The organism is Brevibacterium sp. Mu109, assembly GCF_900169375.1.
In the GTDB taxonomy this organism is placed as follows: Bacteria; Actinomycetota; Actinomycetes; order Actinomycetales; family Brevibacteriaceae; genus Brevibacterium; species Brevibacterium yomogidense_A.
Genome location: NZ_FXZF01000092.1, coordinates 1 through 1,428 on the forward strand (window position 1 = coordinate 1; position 1,428 = coordinate 1,428).

Below are 1,428 nucleotides of genomic sequence, written 5' to 3' on the forward strand. Positions count from 1 at the left end.
CCTTTAACTTGGTATTAAGCAGCGGGGTCGGGCTACGAATCACGCGGTCAGCGGCATCACCACCCCGACCGGGTCGACCTCGGTCTGCCCATGCAACACCGTCACGAGTTTGCGCATCGAGATCTCCGACAAATAGCGTCTCTCACCGTACTGCCATTCCTCGTGCTGTTCCTGCAACACGGCCCCGATCAACCGAGTCACCGACTCCCGGTTCGGAAAGATCTGAACGACATCAGCACGGCGTTTGATCTCCCTGTTCAACCGCTCGATCGGGTTATTCGACCAGATCTTCTGCCAATGCTGCCTGGGCATGGACACGAACGCCGTCAAATCGACCTCGGCGGACTCGAGCATGTCGGCGATGTCGGGAAACGACGCCCGCAGACTCTCAGCGACTTGCTTGTACTGGGCAATGACGGCCTCGGCTGTGGTCTGGGCGAAGATCGTTGAGATCAACGCGTTGACCGGCTTCGAGTGCGCACTGCCAAGGCGCTGAGTGACGTTACGAGCGAAGTGGACTCGACACCGCTGCCACCCAGCACCGGGCAGGATCGCTTTGACCGCGGCCTTGATCCCCGAATGAGCATCAGAGATCACCAGCGCGACCCCTTCGGGATCAGTCTCGGTGCTCACCTTCAACCCCCGCTCACGCAGCCCACGCAGGACCTGTGTCCAGAAGTCCGTGGACTCGGCATCTCCGACACTCATGGTCAGGATCTCCCGCCTGCCCTGTGATGAGACACCCGTGACCACAGCCACGGCCTGAGACACGACACGACCCCGGTGGCGGACATCGACATAGGTGGCGTCGACGAAGAGGTAGGGAAACCACGTGTGATCGAGTCGACGGGCCAGGAACTCGGCCACTGCCTCGTCGATGTCGGCACAGATCCGCGACACCGTCGACCGAGAGATCCCGGACTCGTTGCCCAAAGCACGCACAAGGTCATCGACCTTCCTCGTCGAGACTCCGTCGATCCAGGCCTGGCAGATGACGGCGTAGAGGGCCTTATCGACCCGCCGACGGGGATTGAGCAGGGACGGGAAGAACGAGCCTTTCCGTAGCTTCGGGATCGCCAGGTCGACTTCTCCCGAGGGAGTTGCCAGGGTCTTCTTCCGCGACCCGTTACGGCGTGTTGAACGGTCTTCGCTGCGTTCGTAGCGGGCGGCACCGATCGTGGCGGTGGCTTCGGCTTCGATGAGGTCCTGGAGGCCAGCTTGGAGCATTTGCCTAAACACGTCGGAGTGGGCGAGGTCAGGGTCGGTCAGGACTTGGTTGATCAGGGTCGACACGGCAGAATTGGGGTCAGCCATCGTGGGATGCCTTTCGTGAGGTTCTTGGCGGAACTACTAGCGGGATCCCACGATGGTTCTTCACATTTTTGGGGGTGAAGTCCCTGGTGGGAATGCCACCACTCTATGGGACTC

The 1,428-nt window shown here is 61.0% G+C and carries 1 protein-coding gene; it reads right to left on the reverse strand.

The window, feature by feature from the left end; genetic code table 11:
* Positions 1-39 precede the first annotated feature (39 nt).
* The gene (locus tag BSP109_RS16560) at positions 40-1,314 is read right to left on the reverse strand and encodes an IS256-like element ISBli2 family transposase (RefSeq protein WP_009882371.1); all 1,275 of its coding nucleotides are present in this window, start codon (positions 1,312-1,314) and stop codon (positions 40-42) included.
* Positions 1,315-1,428 lie beyond the last annotated feature (114 nt).

Bases quoted from the DNA above. Each gene is read 5' to 3' on its own strand.
- BSP109_RS16560 (WP_009882371.1), bottom strand. From the start codon at position 1,314: ATGGCTGACCCCAATTCTGCCGTGTCGACCCTGATCAACCAAGTCCTG.